The sequence below is a fragment of the Pseudomonas sp. genome, assembly GCF_035277045.1.
Classification (GTDB): domain Bacteria; phylum Pseudomonadota; class Gammaproteobacteria; order Pseudomonadales; family Pseudomonadaceae; genus Aquipseudomonas.
Genome location: NZ_DATELE010000234.1, coordinates 1 through 3,871 on the forward strand (window position 1 = coordinate 1; position 3,871 = coordinate 3,871).

Sequence of the window (3,871 nt, forward strand, 5' to 3'; positions counted from 1 at the left end):
GATCCGGCTCAGTCGAATGGCGGCCGCGCACAATGCGGTCACCATCGATGACTCCATTCCCTCGCACACGGGCAAGGGAGCCGACTTTCGGCTGGCCGAACTCGGCTACGATGCCTATCCCGGGATCTACCACATGGTCGAGGTCAGGGAAGAGGACTGGTGGCTGTTGCCCGAGGTGCCGGCTGGCCGGGACGCGGTCAATCTTTCACCCGCGCAATGTGACGAGCTCAAGGCGCGCCACTACATCGTGGGCCAGCTGCAGCGGGTGATCTTCTTCGAGCCGGGCGTCAAGGAGACCGACTGGAGCGCCACGGCACCGATCACTGGTGTCGACGGCAAGCCGCGGCGCTGGCTGTACCTGCATTATTTCAAGGAGGGCCAGCCTTCGCTCAATTGGCTCGACCCAAGCTTTGCGGCGCAGCAGCTGATCATTGGCGATGCGCTGCATGCCATTGATTGTCTTGGTGCGCGAGGGCTGCGCCTGGACGCCAACGGTTTTCTGGGCGTGGAGGTGCGGGCCAACGATACGGCCTGGTCCGAAAGCCATCCGCTGTCGATCAACGGCAACCAGCTATTGGGTGGCATGATCCGCAAGGCTGGTGGTTTCAGCTTCCAGGAGCTGAACCTGACCCTGGATGATATCGCTCAGATGTCAAAAGGCGGCGCGGACCTTTCCTACGATTTCATCACCCGGCCCGCCTACCAGCATGCGTTGCTGACCGGCAATACCGACTTCCTGCGGCTGATGCTTCACGAGATGCACAAGTTTGGCATCGACCCGGCGTCGCTCATCCATGCGCTGCAAAACCACGATGAGCTGACGACCGAACTTGTCCATTTCTGGACGTTGCATGCTCACGATATGTACATCTACAAAGGCCAGACATTCCCCGGCAGCATCCTGCGCGAGCATATCCGCGAAGAGATGTACGAGCTGTTGTCAGGCGAGCATGCGCCTTACAACCTGCGCTTCGTGACCAACGGCATATCCTGCACCACGGCCAGTATCATCACGGCTGCGCTGGGTATCCGGGACCTTGATGCGATCGATGAGCAGGACGTGCAACTGATCCAGAAAATCCATCTGCTGCTGGTCATGTACAACGCGATGCAGCCGGGAGTATTCGCGTTGTCCGGGTGGGATATGGTCGGTGCGCTGCCGTTGCCGGCGGAGCGGGTGGCCGAGCGCATGCTTGACGGTGACACCCGCTGGATTCACCGGGGCGGCTATGACCTCGTGGATCTGGAGCCTGGCGCCGCCGAATCGGCGATGGGCATGCCGCGGGCGCGGGCGCTGTACGGTAGCCTGGATGCTCAGATGGAGCGTGGCGACTCCTTTGCCTGCAAAGTGAAAAAGCTCTTGGCGGTGAGGCAGGCTTACGGCATCGCGACCAGTAAACAGATCCTCGTGCCCGACGTGGTGAACCCGGGATTGCTGGTGATGGTGCATGAGTTGCCGACCGGCAAGGGTATTCAGATCACGGCGTTGAACTTTGGCCACGATCCCGTTACCGAGGTGTTGCACCTCGAAGGATTCAGTCCTGGGCCCGTCGTGGACATGCTCAACGAGACTGTGGAAGGAGACCTGACCGAAGATGGCCGGTTCCTGATAAACCTTGATCCTTACGAGGGTTTGTCACTGCGCATCGTCAATAGCAGTGCTCATGTGTAATCGTTACCTGTAAACGTTACCAATCTACGCACCGTAAAGGGGCGGGGGCTTGGCCTCGGCACGCTTTCCGGGCGCTTTCAAGCGGCTATACGGCGTCCAGTTGCGCTCTGCACAGACGTTCGCAGGTTGGCACGATACTGGCTTAGGTATCAAAAAGCGTGATCAGGGGTAGCGTCCCAAGGGACGGTTAGGTATTCTTTGCTTGCGCTTGTAAACGATTACAAAAATGCGCCATTTCCTAGCGATTCAGGTGAGCCACATGCGTGATATCAACGGCCGTAATACCCTCAAAGCGTACGACTACGTCGTAATCGGATCCGGCTCGGCCGGTAGCGTGTTGGCGGGTCGGCTTTCAGAGGAAACCAATCGTTCGGTGCTGATGCTCGAAGCAGGCCCGTCCGACAAGAGTATCTACATCCAGATGCCCGCCGCCCTGGGCTTCCCGCTGATGGATGACAAATTCAACTGGTACATGCATTCCGAGCCCGAGCCCGAGCTCGACGGCCGGATCATCTACGAGGCGCGTGGCAGGGTGCTGGGCGGCTCGTCCTCCATCAACGGCATGAACTGGGTGCGTGGCAACCCTTGGGACTACGACAACTGGGAGGCCATGGGCCTCAAGGGTTGGAGCTACAAGGACTGCCTGCCGTACTTCCGCAAGGCCGAGACCTTCGACCAGGGCGCCGACGACTACCGTGGTGACGGCGGTCCGATGCACATCCAGACCTGCGCGGCTAACAACCCGCTGTACAAGGCGTTTCTCGAAGCTGGCGTCCAGGCCGGCTACCCGCATGTGAAAGACCACAACGGCTACCGCCAGGAGGGGGTTCACGTTACCCAGCGCAACGTCCACAAGGGCATCCGCTGGAGCACCTCGCAGGCCTACATCCACCCTAACCGGGACCGCGAGAACCTGCATGTGTGCGACCGTGCGCAAGTCACCCGCATCGAGTTCAAGGGCAAGCGCGCCGCCAAGGTCCATTTCCTTCGCAACGGCAATCCTGAGGTCATCGATGTGGCGCGCGAAGTGGTGCTCAGCGCCGGCGCCATCCACTCCCCGCATCTGCTGATGCTGTCGGGTATCGGCGATGCCGAGCACCTGGCCCAGTTTGGCATCAAGTGCGTGGTTGACCTGCCAGCCGTAGGGCAGGGCCTGAAGGACCACATTGCCGCGCCGGTTCAGTACCGCGCGACGCAGAACGTGTCGATCGCCAAGCAGCTCACGCCAATCGGCAAGCTCAAGCTCGGCGCCTTGTGGACATTCTTCAAGAAAGGCCTGGGTGCTACCAACTTCTTCGAGGTCGGTGCCTTTATTCGCACGCGTCCGGAACTCAAGGTGCCCAACGTGCAGTTCGAGTTCATCCCGATGCTGGGTGAGTTCCAGCACGGCAGCGTCAAGCTGGAGAACGGCTTCCAGTACTTCTTCAGCCTGATGCGTCCGACCAGCACCGGCCGCGTCTGGCTGGGTTCCAGCAACCCGCTCGACGCACCGAAGTTCTGCTTCAATTTCCTGTCGACGCAACAAGACCAGGAAGACGCCGTCGCCGCCGTTCGGGCCATCCGTAACGTGGTCTCGCAGCCTGCCTGGGATCCGTACCGGGGCGAGGAAGTCACCCCTGGCGTAGCCGTTCAGTCCGATGAACAGATCCTCAAGGTGCTGCGCCAGACGGCGGGCACCAACTACCACCCTTCGTGTACCTGCCGCATGGGCACTGACGTATTGACCAGTGTCGTCGACGCCACCGCGCGCGTGCATGGCATAGAGAACCTGCGGGTGGTCGACGCCTCGATCATGCCGGAGATCGTCAGCGGCAACCTCAACGCGCCGATCATCATGATGGCCGAGAAGATCGCCGACGATATCCGCGGCAAGCACTCGCTGCCCAGCGCCAAGGCCAAGTACTACGTTCCTGCCTAATCACTGCCTGCCTGGCTCGCCACAGGGCGGCCGGGCACGAACTCCTGAAGGAAACGCAAATGAAACTGAAGAACCAAGTAGCACTGATCACTGGCGCCGGCGCGGGTATCGGTGAAGCCACCGCCAAGCTGTTCGTGCAGGAAGGCGCCAAGGTCGTGATCGCCGACCGCAACTTCGAACTGGCCAGCAAAGTCGCCGACGAACTCGGTGAAGCCGCGTTAGCGGTGGAAGTCGACGTTGCCGATGCGGCCCAGGTCAAGGCCATGGTTGACAAGGCCGTC

The 3,871-nt window shown here is 60.7% G+C and carries 3 protein-coding genes; all 3 read left to right on the top strand.

Features of this window, described 5'->3' with window-relative positions; all coding sequences use genetic code 11:
• On the top strand, nt 1-1,672 hold a 1,672-nt coding region (gene treS / locus VJS90_RS13495; protein WP_324122153.1), incomplete at its 5' end, for a maltose alpha-D-glucosyltransferase.
• A 259-nt stretch (nt 1,673-1,931) separates the two neighbouring features.
• Nucleotides 1,932-3,590 (top strand): choline dehydrogenase, encoded by a 1,659-nt coding sequence (locus VJS90_RS13500; protein WP_324122154.1) that lies wholly within the window; start codon nt 1,932-1,934, stop codon nt 3,588-3,590.
• Nucleotides 3,591-3,634: 44 nt separating this feature from the next.
• Nucleotides 3,635-3,871, top strand: a 237-nt coding sequence (locus VJS90_RS13505; protein WP_324122155.1) for an SDR family oxidoreductase, incomplete at its 3' end; no start/stop codon positions are given.